The organism is Sutterella sp. KLE1602 (genome assembly GCF_001578585.1).
Classification (GTDB): Bacteria; Pseudomonadota; Gammaproteobacteria; order Burkholderiales; family Burkholderiaceae_F; genus Sutterella; species Sutterella wadsworthensis_A.
The window spans coordinates 8221-31566 of the sequence record NZ_KQ968560.1 but is presented as its reverse complement, the minus strand read 5'-3'; the positions used below and the strand labels follow the sequence as shown (position 1 = coordinate 31566).

Here is a 23346-nt window from a genome sequence, read left to right as displayed (position 1 = left end):
AAACTCAGCGTCGAAAAGCATCCCGGCTTTTCACATTGGTATTTGAATCATAAGAATCAGTTTTGGGCCTTGCACTCATGCACCCCTTATTCCGAAAGTCCGTTTGCTCCCTCATGGCCGGCCTGATCGGCTTCACACAGACGGCAACTACTGTCGCCATGGCGGAAACGGTCACGCCGCCTTATCTCAACAACAAGCCCTTCGCGTCCGAGATCACAGACATGGGCCATGCTGCCAATGCCTTCGGTAAGGAGCTAGGAACCAAGGGGAAGGACGGCGCACCGACGTTAGAAGGAACGTCCATTAAATTCCAAGTGGGCGACAAGGAAATGACGCTCGATAAGAGCGAACTTGCGCCTAAGGACAATGGGAAGAACATCCGATACGCGCATACGGAAGAGGACTTTGAAAAACAGAAAGACCTCTACAACGACGGCGGCGGGATGGACGAAACTGGTGCAGAACAGAAGGATGCGCTATTCACCGATTCCAAGTCGGACAACCCGACGCTGGAAGGCGAGGTGTATGCGTTGTTGGTGGATATTGCCGGCAAGGAGAAGCCTGACCTCAGTGAGGAGCAGTTTTTAGAAAAGACTGAGGAAATCCTGGGCGACATGGAGAATGTCCTTCAGGATCTTGTGACGTGCGACGCAAATTCGGCGTTGGATACTCAGTCGAAATACGTCCATGTCGAAGATCTAAAGGAATGCCAACAAGTTGTCGATAAGACGATGACGTGCGACGTCAAACACGACTATTCGGTTGGCATCATTGAGCATTCCGATGGGCCGTTCAATCTCAAGGCCTGTGCGGATAATCCGACCGGCTGTACCGAGCTGTGGATCGGTAAGGTCGGCGATAACTATTGGGGCGGTACCTGCGCTGTTTATGAACAGTGGACGCAGGTTCGAGTGCGCAATCCTCAGGCCATCATTAGTGCCACGTTCAATTACGCGAAGTGGGACGACTACATGATGGTATATGTAGGGAATCCGGGCAAGGAAACGCTCATCTGGACAGGGCCCTACGACTGGCGAAAGAATCCGAATTACTTCCCACCCGAAACTCCGGGGCGTTGCGAATTAAGCACGTCTTGGGTGGACACGCCCGAGGGCCCCATTCCCAACTGCAACAGCCCGCAGCGATGCCGTTATGGTGGCAAGTTAAAGGAAGGCGGTTCGATGGAATGTGCGTGCAATCCGAGACCCGATTGCATGGATGAGGATGTTTGTGAGTTCGGCGGCACACCGAAGGCCAATGGCACGGATGAGTGTAGCTGTCGCCCTGAACCTGATTGCATGAAGCAGTGCAAGTACGACGGTCGTCCTTTGCGAGATGGCACACTGAGGTGTGCCTGCTATCCAAATCCGCATCCGAAACCCGGTGATAAGGATGAGGATGTAACGCTTCCGTGGACCGAACCGGATCCCGAGCCGGAACCTGAAGTCGGCGAAGAACAACCGGACTCGGCTCCGGACTATGAACGCACGCCTGGTGTAGACGTCACACCGTTCTTCAGAAATGCTAAAGACGGAGAACTGATCAACTTTAAGATCCGTGTGTCTGTGACAGGCGGTGGTGAAGGGTATGGGCGAGTCATTATTCGCTATGACCCGGAAAAGGTGGTTTCGAACGATCTTTGGAAGCCGAAGGATTGCATTGACGCTGCGTTGGGCATTGAAGACGGCATGGCTGAAGGTTCGGTCAAATGTACCGATATGCCCGAAGTCGGGATAGACGGATGTGCATGGATCAATGGCGTTAATGTTTGCGAACGTCACTTGGCCGAATCCCCGCTTAAAGGCATTAGTCGGTTTTGTCGAAAGGTGGCAGTCGATTCCAAGTTCACCTTCAATAAGGGGGATACGGGATGTTGGAATGTGCTTGTCGGCTTTGACAAAAATGGCCATGGTATCTACGACCGCGTGTGTGGCGGTGAAAACCTTGGTGGGAATCTCGACACCTGTACGAAGTACAAGGAAGATCCGAACTGCAAATTTGTCTCCTCAGTATGTACGGGAGGTATGACTGGTTCGACAACCGGCACCTGTTACGTCAACGACGTGGTGTACGACTGCGGCAAGGATGTCAAGATCGAGGATGTTAATGCTGAAACGAAATACGACTGCGACGGCATTGCCTGCCTGGGTGAGAACTGTATCGACGTAGATCGCACTCAAAGTACAGACTTTGCGAAGGTGAACGCCATTCTGAACGCCATGCAATACATGGCGCAGGACATGGAGTGCACCGGTCTGGACGAAAACGGGAATCCGACGGGTGACCAGAACGTCGACTGTACGGTGTTTGGCGGCAAGAGCGGGTACTGCAAGATCGCTGTTGGCGGTTGGCAGGACTGCTGTGAGCCCGTGGGTGGCCCGGGTATTGCCGAGTACATTTCCATGATCCAGGTAGGCCAGCGGTTGCATTCCGCGCTCAACTCCTACGGAACAGCCGTCAATGCGGCTGGCACTGCCACTTCAATCGGTGCAGAGATTGCCGGCAATTATGCGAAAGGTTTCGGGGAAGTGAAGGCCGTTCTTCAAAATGGCGTGAAATGGTTCAAGGACGCCTTTACGAGTGTGGCGGACAATATTTATGGTGGCTTTACGGACTTTTTGGCCACGCCTCTAGAGTGGTTCTCGGGGGCGATGAAGAGCGAGCTACTAACCTCCTGCCAGAATGCAATCGCGAAAGTCTTCGGGGATGCAGGGTTTAAGAATACCGCTCAAGTGATTGGTGGGGCGACGGAAGGTTCCACTGGTGCTGAAGGCTCCATTGGAGATGCAATGCTGAAGGATATGTTCGGCGAGGCAATGGGGGAAGCCGTTGGGAGCGTCATCTCCTTTGTTGGTTGGGTGTATCTAGCCTATCAGGTTGCCAATCTAATCATCCAACTTGTTTACAAGTGCGAGCAATCCGAATACGAAACAGTGAGCCAAAGAGATACGAAGAATTGTCATTACATCGGCAGTTATTGCAAGAGCAAGAAGCTCGGACTTTGCATCGTGAAGCATCGTGTCTATTGCTGCTATCAAAGTCCGCTCTCTCGCATCATCAATGAGCAGATCAAGGCGACGCAACCGGACATCTTGTCCAACGGTGGAGAGTGGGGGGATCCGGAACATCCAAAGTGCGATGGGATCCCGTTGTCCGACATCACCAAAATCAATTGGGATTTGATCAACTTAGACGAGTGGACAGCATTGTTAGTTTCGACCGGGAATATGGTGGAGGCAAAGGACATCGACCTAGATAAGCTGACCGGCAAGGATTCCAAGATGAACTGGACGGCGGATCAGGGGACGGCGACTGATTGGGGTATTCCGAACAATAAGGATCAAACGGACATTACCCAGAAGCAGAATGTTGCCACTCTGGGGCTTCGCGCTGATGGACGCAAGGCCAATGACCGCATGAATACTGTTGAACGCATCGAAAATCACCTGACCGATGTTCAGGTTGACCGTCTTCGTATCGAAGGTGCGCCTTGTGTTGCGCTTGAAGTCGGTAACGGTCTCGTTCTGCGTGGAGGGTGTGGCGAAATGAGCAATGCAGAGTACATCTGCCGTCATAACGGGCCGCTGATTGATTGCGAGGAAATCGCCTATAAGAACTCGCTCAACGAGTTGTTGAACCATCCGTTGACCTCAAAGGACTACTGGGATGATGGCTATCGCTGCTACAAGGGTGAAGTCAATATCGACTGTTCGACGCTTTACTCAAAAGACGCCTACATCAAGGCGCTGGAGGAGTACGCAAAGATCATTGGTGGAACGACTTATCTGAATCGTTACGTCTGCTTGGATAAATCAGGTACGTTCAACCAAGCGATCTGCGAACACGCGATGGAACAGAACTATTGCACCTGTCTCCCTGGAAACTTCATATGTCAGGACGGGAATAAGCCGATTGCTTGTTCGAGCCTCGGCGTTACCAAGACGCCTTGCGATTGCATGCTCGGTGCTTGCAAGGAGGACTGTCCCTACGGCGGCACGCCCGGATCCATGACGGACAACCCGAATTTGGTTTGTTCGAAGGAAAACTGTCCGTATGGAAATGTGACGGAGGGTGCGCAGAACTGCAATACCTCGACTTGCCCGTATGGGCTGTAAAAGTGGCCAACGAAGTGGGAAAAGTTGCTTTTCAGCTCGCCACTTCTCAACGGATTTTTAGCTAAAACATCTTTTACTTCCAATAGGAGAGAGGAATTTCGAGAGAAGTCCCCCGCTACGATATGACCGAGAATCATGAAATGCAGAAAACTTCTTCGATGAGTGCATCGCCAACGGAACCGTCGAAGGTTGAGTCGCAGGATGACACCCGGATGAGTCGCCGCAAGGCGCTGTTGGGCGCGTTGTTTGCTGGAGCAGCCATGACCAGCAAAACGGCAGAGGCATCGGATGCTAATTGTTCGTGTCTTCCTGCGCCAGATTGCAATGCTGTATGTCCCAACGGTGGCTCGCCACGCGGTGACGGTACGCAGGCGTGCGAATGCTTTGAGAATCCGCCGATGCCGACTTTGCACCCGGTGGCCTATTCCGGTGACTACAACTCGTTGGCTAATCGACCGAATCGTGCGGGATCCGATACAGATGGAGGGGATGCAAGAAACTCAATTCGTTGGAACGGCTACGAGTTAAGAAAGCAACATAATCCGAACGCATCACAAATACCTGTTTTTTCTGGTGGTTATGTTGATTTCATTAACAAGAATGAACTTGCAGGTATGCCTGTAATAGGCGCAAGAGTAATTTACGGTGAAGGGGTTCTTGAAACGATAGGATCGAAGCCAGGCCGTCACTGGTATACAAAGAATGTACCCGCTGTGAAACGTGATCAATATGGTCGTGTTGAAGCAGTAGGCTATGCGGCAATTTGGACGCAATGTAATTGCAACTGCTCTTCCAACTGTTGCAACTGTGGCGATGACAGTCGTTGTTTCATCAAAGCAACATTGAAGACGGCGACAGGCGTTAAGGATGTCTCTGAAGTTGCTGTTGGAGATCGTTTGGTTGGTTTGGATGGCTTGCATACCGTAGTGGCCATCGTGCATGGTCAGTTGGGAAAACGCAAAGCAGTTTGTCCTAAAGGAAGTAAGGATGTTGTTCTTACGGAAGATCATGTTGTCCTACAAGATGGACAACCAGTGGTTTACAGCGAAGTCGGAAAGAGAATGTGCCACGACATATTAACTGCTAAGTCCGGCATCAAAGGGCTTTATATCCAACCGTGGATGGACAAGATGATTTCTGTTGATCCTGAGGCTTTTGAGTGTATTGAAATGCCGGAGGACACACCAACTTATACGTTGATTGTTGCCGAGGGCAATTGGGGTATGACGGAAGATGGAACGTCTGTTCTGTTGTGTCAAATGTTGTAATTGGAGAAAGCGATGGAAGTTGTTTTGATGCACAGAAGGTATGTTGATCACAAATCATCACCTTCAGAAGAAGCTGACGATAAGCAAATGCCACCTTCGAAAGCAGAGCCTGCCACTGTGAAAAACGTCGATCTGTTGCCCATTCCTACTGTCCAGCAAAAGGTGACGGCATCTGCTATGCAAGGTCTCGGGCAATTTAGCTATGACGTGCGTATGGGGGCTACAGGCTTGATCGTCGGGGTTCAAGCCATCATGAATGGACGTGCCCCAATAAAGACAAGAATGGTTGTGCCTTTGGATCCTTGGACACAATTAAGCTTTTATTACCATCCTGGTCTTGGACGTATCCAACTGTACGATTCTGACTCATTAGGTGGGTTAAATAATGCGCCTGAATACTACGTAGGGCGTGTCGTTGTGACTGACTCCGAAGCGTTGGTTTACTTGCGTGGAAGAATTAAGGACATCCCTGGGTTTAAAAACATCATCGTGAAAGATGAACAAAATTCGGGTAGTGCCTTTACAACGTATTCCTCAAAAGTCAAACACTTTATTGAAGCGAACATTGCTCGTCAGGAACAGTTGAGTCACATTGATCTTCATAAGCAGATTTCTTATTTGGAAGGTCAAGTTGATGTCTTAACGAAAATTATTATTCAGAGTGGAATAGTACGTAATCCAGAGCAACTTGAATTATTGAAAGAAGCTGATCGTTTCAGTCTGTGTGAAAACCTCGATGCGAAAGCTCTGCGAAAGAAAATGCAGTACAAGAAGTTCGTGCGAGGCATTGACAAGCTGTGCTGAGAAGTAAATGGGATACTTTAGGCATATAACAGTCGATTCATTGCCGGTTGAAGGCGTAAACATTGCGATTGATGAAAATCGAGCCGCATTGCGATTCCTTCAATCGGTTCCTAAAGAAGACCTGCCTCAGCACTGGACGCGTTGTGAAGCCTCTCAGTTGTTAACGACTGAGGAATTAGGTAGGCCCCATTTTGATCCTGCAAGCATAAAGACCTTTTATAAGATCGAAGAAGTATTTTGGGTAGTGACCAATGAAATAATTTTGGATAAAACGGTACCTGAATACCAAAGAATATGGACACCCGGCGTTCATTTTGCCTTTTATTTCGATCCTTCGAGAGGATTGAAGATTGATCCAATTGGGGCGCTAGCAGGTGTTTCTCAACGCAATACTGCCGAACTGATAAGACATTTAGGGGGTATTTGGTGTTTCGATATGTGGGTTAGAAACCCACAAGCACCATTAACCGAGTGTGCTCGATCAATAACCACAGCGCCTACAACTTTATTCATAAGTAACTTGGAAGACTTAGGTGTCATTCAGAGTGCTGAATATGTGATGCAAGGAGGGCGTTCCAAGTGGCTTTCTTTGAGTTACAAACTGACCCCAGACCACGATGAGATTGATCCAGACGGGACGGTGTTCTATACCTTTGAAGTTCTGGATGGGAAAACAAGAGAGGTCGCAGAAGATGTCTCCTGGGACGGATGGCGTATTGAAGCTGTCGATGGTTATGCGCCGCATAAACGAGTTTCAGTTACCAATGGAAGAGGACGTTTTCGAGTGACGGCTCTTGGCCTTAATTCTGGAGAATCAATGAGAGTGAAGGTTGGTCATCGCTTCAATCCATCTTTAGTTGAAGCTATTGTCAGAATTAAATAACTACGAACGTGCTCGTGCCTGTAAGGAGGAAGGAGAGTGGCATACCAGGCACTCAATATTTTGATCGGTAACGCTTGCGATATGAAATGCAAATACTGTTTGCAAACAGGGATAGATGTTCCTGCAAATCGACCTGCCGATTTAACGTTTTTTGCCGAACAATTAGCACTCAACCTGAAAGGCGATATGCCTAAGCGAATCATCTTTTGGGGTGGAGAACCTATGATCTACTGGCGGAACATTCGTCAGGTATTAGATCTGTTTGAAGTCGTAGGCATCTTTCCTAAAGAAGGATTCTTCATCACAACGAATGGCCAAAAGATGACTGACGAGTATGTCCAATACGTCAATAGTCATCGCGTTTGGACGACTGTTTCAACGCATGATTGGGATTTCAGTGAAGATCAAATGACCCGCATATTCCAACTCGATCATTTCTCTTTGAGTGCCATTATTCACCATCATCAGTTGTTCTTTTGGGATCTGCGCGAAAGGTTTTACGCGTTAGAGGAGAAGTTCGGTTTCAAGCCTCGTCTTTATTTGCATTTTGTTCGTGCGAATGATGGTTGTACGCCCGAGTTTTATTTGACTAAATCAGACGTAGACGTGCTTTGTGACCATCTGCTTTACGACGTGATGGGATTGGCTTTGCGCGGGGACGATTGGGCGAGGTGGCAATGTTCACAACTACTCTCGGATCGAAATAGAGAAGTTGCCAAAGGGCAGGGGAGTAAGTGCGTCCGAGATGACAGCTTGTCCATTGATCTGCATGGCAACATCTACCAATGTCATCACAATTTTGATGCTTCGAATATTTGTGGGAATCTGTTCAAGAAAACTATCCCCATTCATCCAGTCGGATCCATAAGTCCGCATATTTATAGTGATTCTCAAGCCTGCCGTGAATGCGAGATTTTTGAGGAGTGCCATGGGGGGTGTTATCTGTCTAATACACATGAAGTGGATTGCTATTTGGCCAAGCGACTTCATGAGGTTTATGAGATTTTTAGCACCCATCTTCCGATGCACTGGAATTAAGTCCTACTCTCTTTTCATACGGTTTGAAAGAGAGGTTGTTTCCTCTCGCCAAGCTAAAGGCAATTACCATGCACTCTTTTGTTGAACTAGAACGTATTTGTTTGATTTTAGGGATGGCTTGCAATTTTAAGTGTCGATATTGCATCCAAAAGAATTTATCTCATCCACGAATTTCAAAACACCCTTCGCAAGAGGTGATTACCTTCCTGTCTAATCAAGCAAAACGCCGTCCTCGCCATGCTGGTCAACGTGCGCCGCTAAAGATCCAGTTTTTTGGTGGCGAACCGCTCCTTTACTTTGAAATAATCAAAGAAGTGATTCATCAAGTCCCAGAGTCCAACATTGAATGGAGTGTCGTCACGAATGCTTCGTTGTTGACCGATGAAATCGTCCACTTTTTTAATGAACACAAAGTACGAGTAAATATTTCTTGGGATGGCAATCAATCTGAATCTGCGAGAACGATGAATGTCCTAAAAGATCTGGTTTTGCTAGAAAGAATCTCCAGATTGAATCAATTTACGATTGATGCAGTGTTGTCGGCTTATTGTCAGGATCCTTATCAATTGAGAGCTGAAGTTAACCAAGCGTTTGGTCAGCCTGTTTCAACTAAATTTTCCTTTATGGAAGTAGATCCATCGACCCCTTTGGAACTTTTGAATTACGATCTTCCGGCTTGGAAATTAACTTGTGATCGAATGGCTCAAGCTGCTTTGAAGCAGTTCTTGCGGGGTAATTTCACGTCAGAAGATTGGGAATCAGCATTGTATCGTCGATATATATTCGCCTATTACGACACGCTTGAAAATAAGCGCAAGGGCCGTGATCACGGCTTTGAAGGGGGTCGAATGAATGTCGATCTCGACGGTCGTGTGTGGTTCTGTAATCATGCCGTTGCTCAAATAGGGACAATCGGTGATTTATGCCAAGACATCAATCGTAGGGCTGAACTACATTTCGATCAGTTGGTGACTGAGAATAAACAGCACTGTGTTGAGTGTGCGTGGTATCCGTTTTGCAATCTCTGTTGCCCACGACAGTCTCAGAGCATCCCTGCTGAAAGACAGTGCCAGTTCTTAGCTGTTTTCTTCTCGTCCGTTGCAGATGTCATGCGTCAATTCGAGGCAACTAAATCGTAAAAGGCTTCGTCGTCATGCTTATCAAATTAGATTGCGTTGATCTGGAGCGTCCCAATTCGATGGTACAGTACGAGTTTTGTACAAAAACCCATCAGGTCATGTTGAATGGCGTGCGACAGTCTTTTGAAGAATGTAAAAAAGACCCTCGTTTGAGCTATCACGAACCTGTGATGGCTTTTGCTTCAAAAGACAAAACTTTCCGTGACGCAAACATTCAAGGCTACAGCCTACAACCGGAAATCACACCTTATTCTCAAGAAAATCCATTGATTGGCAAGTCGAGAACCATATCAAAGTTGAGTATCCAACTAGGTTTAGCGTGCAACTATCAATGCAAATATTGTCTACAAGCACAAAACCGAGCTGACGCAATAAAAGTTCCTTCAAGGGAAGAGATAGATGCTTTCTTGTTGAAGTTCAGAGAGGCTGGTATCCATTTAGACCCTAACGCAATGGTCGATCTATGGGGAGGGGAGCCGCTCGTATATTGGAAGGCTTTAAAGAGTCTCGTGCCACAATTAAGAGCGATGTTTGGCGAAAAAATAAGACTTTCGTTGTTCACAAACGGCGTTCTATTGACAGATGAAATCACGGATTTCTTAATCAAATACCATGTACAGGTGCATATTTCACACGATGGACCAGGCTTTGCACTGAGAGATAAAACCAATCCTTTGTTTGATAAAGAAACCAAAGAAAAATGGTTGAACCTACATGAAAAAAGTCGTCTAGCTGGTGTTCCGATGTCGTTTTTTGCAGTGCTTCATCAAGGCAATTGCGATCTATTTGAACTTCGTGGCTACTTTGATAAGTATTTCTCGCCCCACGTACATTTGGACTTTGGTGGTGCCGCTTCAGAAACTGAAAATCTTCATGAGGAAAGTATTATTGACGAAGAACAAGCGAATGTATTGCGGTGGTCAATGCTTCGTGCTGTCGTGACTGAACCTGGGAAGTGGCCTGGGCTAGAGCGTCGCGTGTTCAATCTTATGGGGCGTTTAGTCCATCAAATTCCACCTGGAGGCATTAGGTATCACTGCAATGCTGTTGACGAGTCTGTTTTATGCGTTGACATTCAGGGAAACATCTTAAGTTGTCAAAATAGATCCGCGTCCACGCACAAAATTGGATCCTTGACAGAATACGGAGCGATAAAAAATCCTTTTTTCACGCACTGGAAACTTCGTCCAGATTGTGCCGATTGTTTGGTGCTTGGTGCTTGTAAAGGGGGATGCCCAGATATATCAGATCAAGCGATGGCTCGTTGTTGTGTAAACGATTGGGCGTTCCATTACGGTGTTTTTACTGTCGCGTGGTTTCTCTTGACGGGGACAATTATTCAACGTATCGACCCACTCCCTAAATTCCTACTGAGAAGACAGAAAGTGGTGCCCATTCATAAAGAAAACGAAAAAGGGGAATGATAGTGAGCATCGAAAAACCAGAAGAATCAGACATTAGTAAGGTGTATCTCATGCTGGGGCCTGCGTGCAACCTGAAGTGTCGACATTGCTATCAGACTGATGTGCCGATGCCTCGCTTACACAAAACCATTCACGAAGATGTCTGGAAGTTCCTTAAATATTTAAAAGAAACCTATGCCCATAACCCAAAGCGGTTGGTCTTTTGGGGCGGCGAACCATTGCTTTATTGGAACTTGATTAAAGAGGTCGTTGAAAAACTAGATGACTCAGCCTTTTCGTATTGGATCATGTCAAATGGTGTGTTGCTTAAGGATGAACACGTCGATTTCATAAATGCCCACGAAATAAACCTGTCCATAAGCAATGATGGCCCATTAACAGCGAAGGTGAGAGGGGTTAACGTTTTAGATGATCCAGCATTCTGCGAGCGATTTAACAAGGTTAAGCATCGTTGTATTGGCATTACAACTCATGCCTACAACATTGATCCATACACCTTGGCCGCTTACATAGAAAAAAGGTTAGGGCAGATCACTCTTTACTATCAGTACATCCTTGAGTGTACGTTTGACATGGATGCTGATCTTTACGACTTTGATCTCCAAGCCTATCAGCGCAACTTACGCCGTTGCCGTATGAATTTCATTCCAGACTTTATTAGTGGAGATAAAAATACTCCAGCACGGGCAGCACTTCGAAGAGGTGTATTTGGGGTCGAGCGCTTAGTTGAGAGACGAAAGCAGGGACTAGACGACGAATGGTATCCAGAATGCTGTCCAATGCGAAACGAAATGAATGTAGATATTGAGGGGTTTGTTCACGCTTGCCACAATCGTACAAGTGTGATCGGGCGTGTGACTGATGGCTATGAACGCTTGTTGACTTCGAACGACGATTACTTTAGGAAAGCAATAGCTTCGAAAACGGAATGCCTTTCTTGTGAGATCAATGATTTATGCAGGCATGGTTGTCCGTTGAATCCTATGTCGGAAGGGCAGCGCCGATGCTGTGAGGCGGAAAAAGTGTACTGGCAGGAAGCAATGAAGACAGTGTTGGATGGTCACATGCAGGGGGTGACATTCCTCAATCAAAACCGACGAGAAGTGTCCAAGAAATCAGAAACGGAGGGGGAAGAATGAAATATCGCATTGCGTGCGCCAAGCCCGGAAGGCCTGAAGAGACGGCATCATACCTTTACGACAATCAGACAAATGAAATTTTCGATTCCGAAGGATGTCTTGTCGACTTCAAAAAGGATGAACGGTTCGCTGATTTTTTAACGAAGAAGTCATCGGATCGAGTCGTCAAAGATTTCTCGCCAGATGAGCCGATCATTGGGAAAAGCCGCCGACTGACCACGCTCAAGATTCAATTGGGGATGGCATGCAACTATCATTGTCAATACTGTTTGCAAAATGCCTATCGTGACGGCGGGGCAAGAGTCGCTAACGAACAGACGGTAGACGCATTCTTCAAAATCTTGGATGAACAAGGCATTAAGTTGGCGGTAGATGGGCAGGTTGAGCTGTGGGGCGGCGAGCCTCTGGTGTATTGGAAGACGCTCAAGGTTCTTCTTCCGAAAATACGGTCTCGTTGGGGAGACGAAGTTCTGGTCAAGATGGTCACCAACGGATCTTTGCTGACCAAGGAAAAAGTGGATTTCCTCATGGCTCATCGCGTGACTGTTATCGTTTCACACGATGGTCCGGGATTTGACTTGCGTGATGATGTCGACCCACTGACCGTGCCGGAAATCAAGGAGGCGTGGTTGTATCTCCTTGAACAGAGTCAGGCAGCAGGTGTGCCGATGGGCTTTTGTGTCGTTATTTCTCCCCAGAATGTGGATCTGTTCGCCTTAAAACATTTTTTTGCCACTCAATTTTCGCCAGAGGCGCATTTTTATTTCGAAGGTGTTGTCACAAATGACGGTGCTGCAAACGACGCGTGCTGTCTGACGCCAGAAGAAGCGAGAACGTTGGATTCGGCGGTGTTCAAGGCATTGATTCAAGAAGAGGGGCAATGGGAGTCGTTGGAGTGGCGTGCGTTGGGTTTGATGAGGTATCTCATCAACCGTGTGCCGGCGGATCGCATTGAGGGTCGATGCGATAGCATGAACCCGAAAGTCATGGTCGTGGATCTGTATGGCCGGATCGGAACCTGCCAGAATCGTCCTACGAAGCAATTTCAGATCGGAGCCCTTTCAAATTTACCTGCGGTGAGGAATCCTTACTTCACGCGATGGACTCATCGACCGGCATGCGGCAAGTGCCTGGTGTTGTCCGCATGCAAGGGCAGTTGCACACATCTGACCAACGAAAGTCTAGCGTTGTGTTGTCCGAATGAGTTCGTATTTCACGCCGCTATCTTTGGTGCGGTCTGGTTCCGGTTGACCGGCACGATTATGTTGAGTGCTTTGCCCGTCGTTGAGTCTGCATAAGCAAACAGGACTTCCCAAAAGGAAGCCCTGTTGTCTTGGGATTTAAAAATCGCTTCCGAAACTGGAACTAGAGCTAAATCCTGAGTCGAACCCAGATCCGAAGCTATCGTCAAAGCTAGAGCTAGAGAACGAATCGTCGAAGATCGAGGTTGAAAAGCTGTCGGTGTTGCTCCATCCGACGTCGGTGGTATCCGTCGCTGAAGCGATCATCTCCTCCTCGTGATGAACATTCTCCGGCAAGGCTGCGTAGGCTGGATCGTTTACCGTGTCAACTGGGTGAGTCGCGTTATTGTCATGGCGTGTCGGGTCTACAGATGTGCCATGAAAAATGTTGTCCGGCAAGTATGCGTAAGCGGGATCCGTTGAGGTATCGGATGCAGAGTCGCCCCCGTGAAAAAACGAAAAGAGTTTGTTGAGAAAGGACATGGTGACGTTTCCTCCGCGTCCTCAAGGGTACTTCTCTTGAGGACGTTTCTCAAAGGATTACTGAGCTTTTGGGTTGCCTGATTCGATTTTCGTAACTGGGCGGTTTTCTGGAATGACTACGGTGAAGTAGTGCGTACCGGTGCTGTCGAGGACGGCCTGCGGCGTCCAGCGTCGATTCTCTTGCTCGTCATAATATTTGTACGCAGGAACATAGATGGCTTGACCGGGCTTCAGGTATTTCTGAAGTCCCATCAGGAAACGCTGTTCAAAAGCAAGTTTGTCAAGGTGCGAAAGTTTGGATTGGATGATGTTTAGAGGATAGTAACGATCTTGGTTGTACCCAAAGTGGTTGATCCAACGCTCGGTTTTACCGTCTCCTCCCAAAGCAGTCGGCACGATTTCTTTGGCTATCTTCCAACTGTAGGCTTCTCGAACGCCCATCGGACGATATGGTCCCCATTCAACTCGGCAGTAACCGAATTCATCCATCCAACTGGGATTTTTGGGGTCGTACTTCGGGCAGCCGATGGCATCGTTTTCCAACAACTGATAAATGTTGAGCCAACTTGAATTGGTTGGTGACGGATCGCCAATGAAATCAACAACCAGTTCTCCGACAGGCTTGAATCCCATGTCCACCGCAGCTTGGGTCAGCATCTGCACGAATTGCTTGCCTGCATAGATGCCTAGATTGATTTCGCGATTCCGCTCCGGCGTGAGTTCGGGATTGTTGATCTCGTTTTCAATAACGATTTTCTTTTCGGGCGGAAGAACAAACGCGGCCTTCACATAATCAGCAGGGGGGTAGTCAAGATTTTCATCTTGTACGGAGGAAAACAGAGACCCGACTGCGGCAAGAGCCAAACCAGCTCCTAAGGATGCAGAAGAATTGGTCCATCGCCCGTCGAAGCTGTCGGCGATCATGAGGGAATTGGTCAGCGTTCCCGAAGAAGAGGATTGATTCGGATTCAAAACGATGCGCGGCGGCTTCGGTGCCGTTTCAGGCGTTAGCTTGCCTTCTTTTCGAAGGCGGTTGACTTCTGCTTGATAGGCGCGTGCTTCGGTATAGTCTCGTTGCGTGTTGCGCTTAGCATCGAAGACCATCTTATCGGCCAGGTCTTTTTCATCAGCCCATAGCACTGTATCTTCACAACCCAGGCAGTTGACCGTTGTTTTAATCGCGGATGCCACCTTCATGGCGTGCGAGCTTTCGTTGGTCGTAGGACGCGGTTGTTGGAGTTCAATGCCGGAAAGAGAGGTCGGTGCGATGGCACATCCGGTTAATGTTAGTGCAGAGGCGAGTGCCGAGAAGAGAGCAATTTTTTTCATTGGCTTGGAAATAAATTAGTTGAGATCAGGGTTTAAGGCAAGGCGTTGATGCCTTTTGTCCAAAGAATTTTGAGCACCGTGAGAGCCGGTCCCTTGGGTTGAATGGAGCCGTTTTCCCACTTGTCTGTGGTGCTTTGTGCAACGCCGAGGAGCTTTGCAAATTCACCGCGTGTCATACGAAGACGGCTTCGAAGTTCTCCTACGGCTTTGGCGTCGAACGGTTCGGGGAGTTCATTTTGTCGGCGTTGTGCTCGAAGGTTGTAGTGAACGGAATCGTGCAGATCGTTCACAAGGTCGTCTGAACGATTTGAAGTGGCCATGAGGTCGTATTGGGCAATTTCCGGATTCATCAGCTCAAAGATGCCTGGTCCGAGCTTTGCGATGGCACAGAGTGCGATTCGTGCTGTATTAGGGATGGTTTCTCCCTCTGTTTCCCAACGAAGAACGGTTTTAGGGGAGACTCGCAGAAGTTCTCCCAATGCCTCTTGTGTAAGGTTGTGTTTTTCGCGGAGGCTCACGACGTCGCTGGGTTTGAAAAGAGGCCAGTCGATCTGGCCGTTTAGATAATCACGAAACATCATTTCAAATCGGGTCAATTTCCCGACTGCGTAGTCATCGCGAGATTGCGACGACGACATGGTTTTCAGGGCAGTAAGAGAAGACTGTTTCACGGCGAGATTTCGGTAATGATGGAAGTTCCCGATAATCTCTCAAATTATCCTCCTGTTGCGTAAATTTTACACAAAAGCTCTTAAAAAGTCATTTGGATATGAAAGCGTAAAAAAATACAATCTCTTCTCTCGTTGGATTCTGAAAATCCGAACAGGAAACAGGGGCAGGAGGACATTATGTGTGGGGAAGCGTGAGGCATTGTCTTCACGGTAGCAAAACCCGCTTTCTAGCCTGCCAACAGTTATGGCGGTCTGTTGAAGAATCACGAGGTCAGGCTCATAGAAGCCATAGCTTGAGGATTTTTCATGACAGACAGTACGAATGCCGAAACCATCGTGCCGGGCAACGGTTTGGGTGCATTGGTGACAACCGGCCTAGTCTCGGCGATTGCGGCCTTCTCCGCTACGCTTCTCTACTTTCACTATTTTCCGCCTGTGGTGGAAAAGCCCGCGCCCATTGCGGTTGTGGACATGGTGAAGCTCGGCATGGCCGTGACTAAGATGAGCGGAGAAGGCGATGCGTCGGCCTTCATGAACACGGGACGCGCCATTGCCATGCTTAAGGAGTACGGCTACATCGTTCTGGACAGTCGCATGGTCATTACGGCTCCCGATGTCTACATGAAGAAGCCTTCCGATTTGATCGAAGGAGCGCCGGACATGGACAACACGCCGGGCGGTTACGTGCCTCCGAATTTGATGAACGGGGTTAAGGATGACAACGTTCGCAACTAAGTTCAAGGCGAAGTGTCGTGAGTGGGCTTCGCCACTACTGAATTCGACGGTGCAGGAGCGCAAGCGCTGGCTGTACTTGACCGTGATCTGCTCCGCTGCGGCTGTCGGTGCGGAGGTCTGGTTCTATGACAACTATCGCATTGCTTGGGATCGCCAGATTCTCCGCTGCCTTGATGCACGCTTCCTCCTTGTCGACTTGAAGAGCAAGCCAAAGCATGTCAATGCCATCGAGCGCAACAAGATCTACGCTTACACCTCGGCACAGTCTGCTCCGATCATCAAGGACGGCACGCTGGTGGGCAAATACCTGCGCGGGATGCCAGGAGATACGGTCGAAATTCGATCCGACGATACGGTTTGGATCAATGGTAGGAAGCTCGCCGAGGGTATGCCGCATCTGCGCGGCATGACGCCTAAGGAGCGTCAGAAGTTTTATGGGGTTCGCGTCCTGAAGGAAGACGAGTATTGGATGATGGGAACGAAGTACCTCTCCTTTGACTCGCGTTACTGGGGACCGATTCACCGCTCGCAAATCGTAGGGAGAGCCTATGTCCTCTTTTAAGCGTAGCCTTCTGGGAGCAGCGGTCGCAATGGCCGTTGTTTCTTTATGTGCGCATGCCGCAGAATCTGAGTCGATGTTCAAGCATGCGCCTTCCATATCCGATTCTGAAACTCCGTCAATCGCAAAGAGACAGGGTAATTCCATTACGAAACGCACGTCGCCCTCTTGGGGTGAAGGCCAGGCAATGAAAACTCGTCGACTTCCTGATGGGCGTGTGGTCGTGTCAGGCAAGATGCATGGCGGGCGCGGAATTGACATGGAAGTAACCATTCCGAAAATCACGCCCGAGGTCCGTATGACAGGCCCAGCAGGCGTGGACGAAAACGGCAATCCCATGACGTGGCGTCAACGCAAGGATCGCGAGATGGCGTATCGGATGGTCTACGAGGGGCTGAAGGCTCAGGGCTATGACTATGAGACGTACAAAAAAAGCAAGGAAGGCGTCAAGACTCAACTGGACATGTGGAACGAATTGACAGAGGAAACTCGTCGTCAGATTAAGGAACACGGCCCCATCAACTCCAAGGACTTCATTCTTCCAGGTTCGACGCCGGAGTTGAGTGCTCAACTTTCCGATCCAGAGGTTGGGGTTCGCAAGGAAAACGGCAAGCTCGTTTACTACCTGAACGGCCAGCGCCTCAATATTTACCCGGAAGCCACGCCCAAGAAACGCATCGAGCCTACACCAGTCACGAAAACGACGACGAAGGTGAGCAAGTCCCAGCGCAAGCTGACGAAGGAGGAAGAGGCTCAAAAGAAGAGAGAGCTTGAGGCTCGTAAGGGCAGTCCTTTGGACGCTATGGATAAACCCGCCGTGGATGCCTTGCCGAAGGCTCCGCCGTCGACGGCGTACGAGCCTGAGCCTGACGAGGATCTGCGCCGTCGTCCGACCGACATCATTCTCGCTCCAGAGGACCTTCCTGATGCCGAAGAAGTTCGTGATCGTGTGGAAGACATGTTCCCGGATATGGGAAAGTTCGACTCATTGTCAATGAATGAGCATGGGGCAAAGTGGCCAGACGAAGGCGTTGCGCGGCTTCACTCGGGTGGTCCGGGCTCGATGCCGGCGGTAGGCTCAATTTCGGAACGCATTCTCTGCACCTTGTTGGGAATCTCTGAAGCCGTTGCTTCCGAGTCGGAAGATGACATCAATGCGGCCAAGGCAATTCGTGTCGGCGAGAAGTTCCAGGATTTGGTGGACGAGATTGGTGTCGGCTCGAATAATTCCCTGAATAGCCGAGAGTATGCGAATATTCTGAAGGAGATTCGTGCTCATCATGACAAGGTTGCCAAGTCTGTCACTCAACCGTCGGAAACGCCAGAAGGCGAAGAGGATGGAGAGCCAACGTATCTCGGAACGGTGGAGGTGGAAGGCGAGCATTATGATCCTGCAGCGTTTGCTGCAGATGTTGTCAACCGAACGACCAAGAGTCTGACGCCCGAACAGTTTGAGGAGGACGTTGCCGCAGTGGTCGGCTCTCTGTCGGAGACGAAGGTTAACGGCGGGGTGGATGTTCTGTCTGTTCTGGAGGACATTCTCAAAGCCAATCCCGAAATTTTTGAGGCGATACCTGATGCAGACAAGCAGTTGCAACGTCTGAGAGGCGACGTCTACGACATCACGCCGCCCAACCCCAACGGCGAGCAGACCTTCATATTCGTTTCATATTCCTTGTCGGAAGATGTGCTCAAGGACATTATTGAGCGCAACGCCAATCGTTCGGATGTGACGCTCGTCATGCGCGGCGTACCTGAGGGAATGCGCATTGACAATGGGATGCTGAAGCTCCAGACGTTGATTAACGAAGCCAAATCGAGCGTGGCGCTGGTGTTGGATCCGCCGCTCTTTGACGTGTACGGCATCACTCAAGTGCCTGCCGTGGTTCGAGCTGGGCGAACGCCGTCGAAGTCCCTAATGAACCCGAATGACCCCAAGGGGCGTCGGTATGCAACGATGGTGGCCAAGGTGGAAGGCCTTCACAATGACCGATGGCTTCTGGAGCAGATCGAGGCTGGCGAACGAGGCGATCTTGGATTGCAGGGCAACGTCAAGGAAATTGCCGAGCCGAATCTCATCGACGAGATGAAGAAGCGGGTGGCGACCATTGATTGGGATAAGAAAAAGAAAGAAGCGATCAAGCGTTTCTGGAAGAAGCAAACCTTCAAGGTCTTTCCGACGGCTGAGAAGGGGCGTGTGCGCGAAATTGATCCGAGCATTCTGGTTGAGCGCGACTTGAAGGATTTGGCAGGGCGTCCGATCCGTCGCGCCGGTGACATTGTGAATCCGCTCCAGATTCGTCCCTTTACGCAGACGGTTCTCATCTTCAATCCGCTTTCGGAGGATGAAATGGTACGCGTAGCGGCCTTTAGGAAGGCTTATGAAGAGGCTGGGAAACTGAATCTGGTGTTGATCGCAACACAAATGGACAAGGAAAAGAGCTGGGAAGGCTACAAATCGCTCACGGACAAGCTGGATGCACACGTTTTCATGATGACGCCTGAAATCGAATATCAGTGGCACATTGAGAAGACGCCTGCTGTCATTACAGCCGACAACAGCCGACACCTCTTCCTTGTGGAGGAGCTAGGGCCCGTGAAAGAGGAGGAGGTCAAATGAGTTCGACGACAAGAAAGGTGGCGGTGCTCGCGGCTTCATTCTTGTTGGCCACTTCGCCTGCATTCGCATTGGATGAGAGTGGTCCAGGTTGTTACGATGCTGAAGTGCTAGGGGCGAAGCTCCTTACTGCGGTTTGTTGGGATTGTGTATTTCCGATTCTCAATTCGAATGCTGTGATCATAGGTGATAAAGATCGCATTCCTCCTGGGGCGGCGGATGATAAATTCCTTGGTGCCTGCATGTGTTATGACAACCTTGGCGTTCCGAAATTCGGCTTTCGAACTTCATTCTGGGAGCCGATTCGACTTGTGGAATTGGAGAGGCAGTCCGGCTGTTCATCTGTTCTCGGAGGTGTTCGCCTGCCTTTTAATAGATTGAATCAGGGGCAGCAACAGAAACTTAGTACGTCTGATGAGGTTGGTAATGACGGCAAGACCTATCGCCATTACCATTACTACACTTTCCCGCTCATGTACATGCTTGACATGTGGGTACCCTCGCGATGTAATCCTGGCGGCTACATGGACTTGGACTTGCTCTACTTCTCCGAAGTGGATCCGACTTGGAATAATGATGAAATTGCGTTCTTTACGCATCCAGAAGCAGCATTGATTGCTTCTCCCTTGGGGCCGATCGCTTGTGTACCTGATGTTTTTGGCGCAAATGTTGGACAGCCGATCCAGCAACTTTATTGGTGTGCCGGCTCTTGGGGCGTCATTTTCCCGACTTCTGGAAATGTTCTGAGTCGAGAGGGGACAATGAAAACCACGAGCTTGATGGCGGCGCGTGCCATTTATGCGCTTCATCGGCGCGGGTTGGAATGGCGAAGTATGGGTGACGATGCGATGTGCGGAGGGAAGCTGGCTCCATACTTCCCGAAAACTCAGTATCGATTCCAGGTTTTTCATCCCGTTGCTGAAACAAGCGATAACCATGTCGTAGGGGAAATGGTTTATACGTGGGGCTTAGGTCGAACGATTCCTGCAGTTGGGGAGGATCCTGTCTATCTGATATGGAGATGGCTGGACTGCTGTAATACTGGATCTTGAGAAATGATGAGAAAAAAACTTGATAGTCGAATTCTGGATGAAATTGTTGGGCCGCCCTACGGTCGCTGGTTGGAGATCAGGGAGAACGGCGTCGATGAGTTGGTTCGGGTCGGGATGCTGCCGTCGACAAGTGCTCATATGACGGAGGATGCCGACAGGCGCGTTTTTGAGGAGCATGCGCCCAACGTTGCACCGTTTGTTGAGCAGGCGCTGAGGGTGCCGTTCTTCTCAAGCGAGGCGGAGGCTCGAAAAATGACGCTTGAACATTTCGTGCCGCCGTTCTTGAGAACTTGGCTGGAGCCGCAGTGGGCGATTCAGAAAGTTATTGGGGTGGTGCCTTCGAGTGAGCTTGAACAACTCTTGGGGACGAAGTGGTGGCGCGACTACACGACCGACTTCATTCTTGAGCGGTTCAAGCCATGGTCTATCTACATCAGCTTCAATGACATGGCAGATCCGACGGGGAGTGATCGCTTGTATGAAGGAGCCTATGTAACCTTTGATCGGCAGGACGGTGAGTTGCGTCTGGTGATTCAGCACATGACGCGCACGGGGGTGTGCAATCCGGCGCTTTACCATTCCTATCCCTTCCCGAAGGGTAGGAGCCTGGTGGAAATTGTTGAGAACTACGCTTACGACAGTCCTTACGCGCCACTTGTCGAAAGCCTCGATGTTGAGGGTGACATGCGTGAGGTCTTGCGCCACAGTGGTAGGGTCATTGCCTGTCGGGTTCTACCGCTTCTGATTGCGATGTTGAGCGAAGACTTTGAGCGCGTCATGCTCAAGATTGACATGAGGACCGGGGAGTATGACTTGCATCGAGCAGTCGAGTTGGCTGATCGTCCGTGGGATGGAGACATTCTGTCGACATTGAAGAGGGCCGACGATGACGAGGTTTCACTTTTGGTTGTGCGCCCGAGGGTGTGCGGTTTGGACGACCTTTTGAATTGAGCTTTTTGTAGGCTGATGATATGATACGGTACGTTGATATGTTACAGAGAGACCCAAAGTGAATATCCAAGAAAAAGTGCATGCCATTCTCGACGAGGCCAAGGCGCATGACAAGCCGCTCCCGTCTTTGCGCAGTCTGCGTGCTCAGGTGGGTGGTGGCTCGCTGACGACGATCTCTGAAGCGGTCAAGTCTTGGCGTTTTGCGCAGTTGGAGGCTGCAGGCCAGATTCCTCAGATTTCTGAGAAGACGAAGGTGCACCTCGCCGATGTCCTCTGGCAAGCCATGATGCCGATTTTGCAGACTCAGGTTGAGGGCGTTCGCCAGAAGGCCGAGGCGGGCATCGAGATCGAGCGCACGGAATCTCGCAAGCTCTTCTCTGCTTCGGAAGAGATGCTTCGCGAAGCTGAGTCCAAAGAGGCGATGATCGGTCAGTTGAATGATCGCCTGCAGCGGCAGAGCAGGGAGTGTGCGGAGCTTCGGACGAAGGTCGCAATGCTTGAAGAACAGTTGGCCGAGTCGCAGCAACAGCTGAAAGTGACCAAGGAAAGGGAACGTCAGGCGGTGGCTACCATCAATTCACTGCGCGAGTTGGCGGAAAGCCTGAGGACTCAGGTGCTGAGCATCCACGAATTGATCCCGGATCTTGTCGAAAAGATGCGCCGGAAGGAGGCCGGCAACTAGCAGGCATAGCAGGAAATCCCCTTGGGAATCTCTGCGGCACAAGCCTTGCAAAGGCATGCGTCTTCCTCGCCTTTCTGGCAAAATAGCTCTCAACAAGGAGAGTTTGCGAAGCATCTCAAATCCGCCCTACAACTCCGGCCAGACTCACAAGATTTTCGAGGTCGAGTCTTCGGCATCGGAAGGGGTCCCCGCAAGGGGTTCAAAAACGACAAAGCCCAGTGTTGGTAGCACTGGGCAGAGTCTTTGAAAGGAAATGCGGATGCTCACAACATTCATTTCCTTGCTAGGAAGTTTAGCACAAGCAAACCTCGTTTGGAACGGCGATATTGTTGTCGTCATGTCCGGCGGAGGCGTCGATTGGCCTTGGATTTGCATCCTCGCCGTCATCGTCTGCGTCGCTTGGGTGATTACTTCCCGCAAGCGTTAAACGACTTTTGTCGAACGGAAACGGGGTCTCCGAAAGGGGGCCCCGCTTGCGCTTTCGGGCATGCCATCGAAGGACGCGTCCTTTCGGACTCTCTGGCAAAATATCGGTAGCAGGGAAGTTGCGAACCATCCCTTCCGCCCCACAACTCCGGCCAGGCTCACGAAATTCTCGATGTCGAGCCTTCGGCGTCGGAATGGGGTCCCCGCAAGGGGTTCAGAAACGACAAAGCCCAGTGCTACCAACACCGGGCTAAGTCTTCTAAAAGGAAATCAGGATGCTAGCCACATTCATTTCCTTGTTAGGAAGTTTAACACAGGCGCAAATCGTTTGGACTGGCGACATCACCATCGTCATGTCCGACGGCAGCGTTGACTGGTTGGGGCTTTGCGGCCTCGCCGTCATTGTCTGCTTTGCTTGGGTTGCTTCCCGCAAGCGTTAAACGACTTTTGTCGAACGGAAACGGGGTCTCCGAAAGGGGGCCCCGCTTGTGCTTTCGGGCATGCCATCGAAGGACGCTTCCTTTCGGACTCTCTGGCAAAATATCGGTAGCTTTACGCGCGGTTCCTTACGTCATCTGTCAAGCGATTAAGGGCCGCTTTAGCTGCGATTTTTGATCTTTGAGCTGGCGTTAGGGCCGCGCTCCTCGCTTTTGCAGTTGCTTGTTTTTTAAGATTTTTTGCTTGCATGTGACCTCCTGTAAGCAATGTGCTTGCAGAAGGCTTATGGCAAGCAGGAACGAAACAGAGGCGAGTGTCAAAAAAGGTTCATCTCGGAAGTCCGTGGAACGCG

At 49.8% G+C, this 23346-nt stretch carries 20 protein-coding genes; 17 read left to right on the top strand and 3 right to left on the bottom strand.

The window, feature by feature from the left end; translation table 11 throughout:
• The first annotated feature begins 113 nt into the window (after positions 1–113).
• From traN to HMPREF3036_RS08025, 9 genes are all read left to right on the top strand, one after another.
• On the top strand, positions 114–4115 hold the full coding sequence (gene traN, locus HMPREF3036_RS08060) for a conjugal transfer protein TraN (protein WP_062333435.1): 4002 nt from the start codon (positions 114–116) through the stop codon (positions 4113–4115).
• A 122-nt stretch (positions 4116–4237) separates the two neighbouring features.
• Positions 4238–5383: a hypothetical protein gene (locus tag HMPREF3036_RS11925; RefSeq protein ID WP_197457970.1), complete on the top strand. Its 1146-nt coding sequence runs from the start codon at positions 4238–4240 to the stop codon at positions 5381–5383.
• A gap of 12 nt (positions 5384–5395) precedes the next feature.
• Complete coding sequence (locus HMPREF3036_RS08050; RefSeq protein WP_156469792.1) at positions 5396–6187, top strand: hypothetical protein; 792 nt, start codon at positions 5396–5398, stop codon at positions 6185–6187.
• Between the two features lie 7 nt (positions 6188–6194).
• Entirely contained in the window at positions 6195–7070 is an 876-nt protein-coding gene (locus HMPREF3036_RS11920) for a hypothetical protein (protein WP_156469791.1), read from the top strand.
• Between the two features lie 36 nt (positions 7071–7106).
• Positions 7107–8108 (top strand): SPASM domain-containing protein, encoded by a 1002-nt coding sequence (locus HMPREF3036_RS11630; protein WP_082897424.1) that lies wholly within the window; start codon positions 7107–7109, stop codon positions 8106–8108.
• A 68-nt stretch (positions 8109–8176) separates the two neighbouring features.
• On the top strand, positions 8177–9247 hold the full coding sequence (locus tag HMPREF3036_RS11625; RefSeq protein ID WP_082897423.1) for a radical SAM protein: 1071 nt from the start codon (positions 8177–8179) through the stop codon (positions 9245–9247).
• Between the two features lie 14 nt (positions 9248–9261).
• Positions 9262–10671 carry a radical SAM/SPASM domain-containing protein gene (locus tag HMPREF3036_RS11620; protein WP_082897422.1) on the top strand — a complete coding sequence of 470 codons (1410 nt, stop codon included), beginning with the start codon at positions 9262–9264 and terminating at the stop codon, positions 10669–10671.
• Positions 10668–11810: a radical SAM/SPASM domain-containing protein gene (locus HMPREF3036_RS08030; protein WP_062333414.1), complete on the top strand. Its 1143-nt coding sequence runs from the start codon at positions 10668–10670 to the stop codon at positions 11808–11810. The genes HMPREF3036_RS11620 and HMPREF3036_RS08030 overlap by 4 nt, the downstream gene beginning before the upstream one ends.
• On the top strand, positions 11807–13108 hold the full coding sequence (locus tag HMPREF3036_RS08025) for a radical SAM/SPASM domain-containing protein (protein WP_062333411.1): 1302 nt from the start codon (positions 11807–11809) through the stop codon (positions 13106–13108). The genes HMPREF3036_RS08030 and HMPREF3036_RS08025 overlap by 4 nt, the downstream gene beginning before the upstream one ends.
• Before the next feature lie 42 nt (positions 13109–13150).
• Here HMPREF3036_RS08025 and HMPREF3036_RS08020 read toward each other — a convergent pair whose 3' ends face one another.
• From HMPREF3036_RS08020 to HMPREF3036_RS11615, 3 genes are read right to left on the bottom strand one after another with little or no spacing between them, the layout of a single operon-like run.
• Positions 13151–13534, bottom strand: coding sequence for a hypothetical protein (locus tag HMPREF3036_RS08020; RefSeq protein ID WP_062333408.1), 384 nt, complete (start codon positions 13532–13534; stop codon positions 13151–13153).
• 57 nt (positions 13535–13591) lie between these two features.
• A complete protein-coding gene (locus tag HMPREF3036_RS08015; RefSeq protein ID WP_156469790.1) occupies positions 13592–14863 on the bottom strand; it encodes a hypothetical protein in 1272 nt (423 codons plus the stop codon).
• A 32-nt stretch (positions 14864–14895) separates the two neighbouring features.
• Positions 14896–15534 (bottom strand): helix-turn-helix domain-containing protein, encoded by a 639-nt coding sequence (locus HMPREF3036_RS11615; RefSeq protein WP_082897421.1) that lies wholly within the window; start codon positions 15532–15534, stop codon positions 14896–14898.
• Positions 15535–15840: 306 nt separating this feature from the next.
• On the opposite strand from HMPREF3036_RS11615, the gene HMPREF3036_RS08010 reads away from it, so the two are divergent.
• The 8 genes from HMPREF3036_RS08010 (at position 15841) to HMPREF3036_RS12160 (ending at position 22996) form a co-directional block, all read left to right on the top strand.
• A complete protein-coding gene (locus tag HMPREF3036_RS08010) occupies positions 15841–16269 on the top strand; it encodes a hypothetical protein (protein WP_062333401.1) in 429 nt (142 codons plus the stop codon).
• The gene (locus HMPREF3036_RS08005; protein WP_062333398.1) at positions 16250–16831 is read left to right on the top strand and encodes a S26 family signal peptidase; all 582 of its coding nucleotides are present in this window, start codon (positions 16250–16252) and stop codon (positions 16829–16831) included. The genes HMPREF3036_RS08010 and HMPREF3036_RS08005 overlap by 20 nt, the downstream gene beginning before the upstream one ends.
• Before the next feature lie 28 nt (positions 16832–16859).
• On the top strand, positions 16860–19448 hold the full coding sequence (locus tag HMPREF3036_RS08000; protein WP_231853607.1) for a TrbC family F-type conjugative pilus assembly protein: 2589 nt from the start codon (positions 16860–16862) through the stop codon (positions 19446–19448).
• Entirely contained in the window at positions 19445–20497 is a 1053-nt protein-coding gene (locus HMPREF3036_RS11610) for a TraU family protein (protein WP_082897419.1), read from the top strand. The genes HMPREF3036_RS08000 and HMPREF3036_RS11610 overlap by 4 nt, the downstream gene beginning before the upstream one ends.
• Positions 20498–20500: 3 nt before the next feature.
• On the top strand, positions 20501–21448 hold the full coding sequence (locus tag HMPREF3036_RS07995; protein WP_062333392.1) for a hypothetical protein: 948 nt from the start codon (positions 20501–20503) through the stop codon (positions 21446–21448).
• Positions 21449–21506: 58 nt separating this feature from the next.
• Positions 21507–22130, top strand: a complete 624-nt coding sequence (locus HMPREF3036_RS07990) for a DNA-binding protein (RefSeq protein WP_062333389.1) — start codon at positions 21507–21509, stop codon at positions 22128–22130.
• 259 nt (positions 22131–22389) lie between these two features.
• On the top strand, positions 22390–22557 hold the full coding sequence (locus tag HMPREF3036_RS12165; protein ID WP_197457969.1) for a hypothetical protein: 168 nt from the start codon (positions 22390–22392) through the stop codon (positions 22555–22557).
• 274 nt (positions 22558–22831) lie between these two features.
• Complete coding sequence (locus tag HMPREF3036_RS12160; protein WP_197457968.1) at positions 22832–22996, top strand: hypothetical protein; 165 nt, start codon at positions 22832–22834, stop codon at positions 22994–22996.
• Positions 22997–23346: the final 350 nt, after the last annotated feature.

Excerpts from the sequence above, each read along its gene's own strand:
- HMPREF3036_RS08020 (WP_062333408.1), bottom strand. The coding sequence starts at position 13,534 with ATGTCCTTTCTCAACAAACTCTTTTCGTTTTTTCACGGGGGCGACTCT.
- HMPREF3036_RS12160 (WP_197457968.1), top strand. The coding sequence starts at position 22,832 with ATGCTAGCCACATTCATTTCCTTGTTAGGAAGTTTAACACAGGCGCAA.
- HMPREF3036_RS08025 (WP_062333411.1), top strand. The coding sequence starts at position 11,807 with ATGAAATATCGCATTGCGTGCGCCAAGCCCGGAAGGCCTGAAGAGACG.
- HMPREF3036_RS08015 (WP_156469790.1), bottom strand. The coding sequence starts at position 14,863 with ATGAAAAAAATTGCTCTCTTCTCGGCACTCGCCTCTGCACTAACATTA.
- HMPREF3036_RS08050 (WP_156469792.1), top strand. The coding sequence starts at position 5,396 with ATGGAAGTTGTTTTGATGCACAGAAGGTATGTTGATCACAAATCATCA.
- HMPREF3036_RS08010 (WP_062333401.1), top strand. The coding sequence starts at position 15,841 with ATGACAGACAGTACGAATGCCGAAACCATCGTGCCGGGCAACGGTTTG.
- HMPREF3036_RS11625 (WP_082897423.1), top strand. The coding sequence starts at position 8,177 with ATGCACTCTTTTGTTGAACTAGAACGTATTTGTTTGATTTTAGGGATG.
- HMPREF3036_RS11925 (WP_197457970.1), top strand. The coding sequence starts at position 4,238 with ATGACCGAGAATCATGAAATGCAGAAAACTTCTTCGATGAGTGCATCG.
- HMPREF3036_RS08005 (WP_062333398.1), top strand. The coding sequence starts at position 16,250 with ATGACAACGTTCGCAACTAAGTTCAAGGCGAAGTGTCGTGAGTGGGCT.
- HMPREF3036_RS08030 (WP_062333414.1), top strand. The coding sequence starts at position 10,668 with ATGATAGTGAGCATCGAAAAACCAGAAGAATCAGACATTAGTAAGGTG.
- traN (WP_062333435.1), top strand. The coding sequence starts at position 114 with ATGGCCGGCCTGATCGGCTTCACACAGACGGCAACTACTGTCGCCATG.
- HMPREF3036_RS12165 (WP_197457969.1), top strand. The coding sequence starts at position 22,390 with ATGCTCACAACATTCATTTCCTTGCTAGGAAGTTTAGCACAAGCAAAC.
- HMPREF3036_RS07995 (WP_062333392.1), top strand. The coding sequence starts at position 20,501 with ATGATGAGAAAAAAACTTGATAGTCGAATTCTGGATGAAATTGTTGGG.
- HMPREF3036_RS11920 (WP_156469791.1), top strand. The coding sequence starts at position 6,195 with ATGGGATACTTTAGGCATATAACAGTCGATTCATTGCCGGTTGAAGGC.
- HMPREF3036_RS11610 (WP_082897419.1), top strand. The coding sequence starts at position 19,445 with ATGAGTTCGACGACAAGAAAGGTGGCGGTGCTCGCGGCTTCATTCTTG.
- HMPREF3036_RS08000 (WP_231853607.1), top strand. The coding sequence starts at position 16,860 with ATGGCCGTTGTTTCTTTATGTGCGCATGCCGCAGAATCTGAGTCGATG.
- HMPREF3036_RS11620 (WP_082897422.1), top strand. The coding sequence starts at position 9,262 with ATGCTTATCAAATTAGATTGCGTTGATCTGGAGCGTCCCAATTCGATG.